We start from the raw sequence: 471 nt of genomic DNA, 5'->3' as shown, positions 1-471 counted from the left end.
GGTCGATGCGGTCGAGAGCCGCATAGAGGTCGAAGTCAGCGTTCTCGCGGTTGACGATTTCGATCCGCTGTCCCAGGCCGCCGCGCTGGGCGCCCGCGCCGCCGCTGTCTGGGCGCAGTTCCTTGCAGCGAAAAAGCAGCGGGGAGATGGTTTCGATGATCTCGACGGGAACGCCGGATACGCCGCTCGGAAAGGCCGTCGCCGACAGGCCGTCGAGCGCACGCCTCGCCCCGGCGCCGCCGGTCTGCACCGCAAGGACCGAGAAGCGGCTTGACCCGACCGTTGCCCCGTTGGTGCTGCTCCCAAGACTTTCGAGGATCAGGTTCCACAGGCACGACGTTCCTTCGGCAGGCGGCGTCACCCCCGGAATCTGTGCCAGGCACCCAAAGACCACGTCCGGCAGCATCTGGCCGATGATGTGGCGTGACGACACCGGCGCCGGCCGCTGCGCGTTGAGGATCGAATCGGCCG

At 67.7% G+C, this 471-nt stretch carries 1 protein-coding gene; it reads right to left on the bottom strand.

The window, feature by feature from the left end; all coding sequences use genetic code 11:
* A partial coding sequence (locus EOA85_RS36925; RefSeq protein WP_164760209.1) for a hydantoinase B/oxoprolinase family protein occupies positions 1 to 471 on the bottom strand: 471 nt, incomplete at both ends.

This window comes from Mesorhizobium sp. M5C.F.Ca.IN.020.29.1.1, assembly GCF_003997375.1.
Lineage (GTDB): Bacteria > Pseudomonadota > Alphaproteobacteria > Rhizobiales > Rhizobiaceae > Mesorhizobium > Mesorhizobium wenxiniae.
The sequence above is the reverse complement of the archived record's forward strand: the minus strand, read 5'-3'. Positions and strand labels throughout refer to the sequence as shown.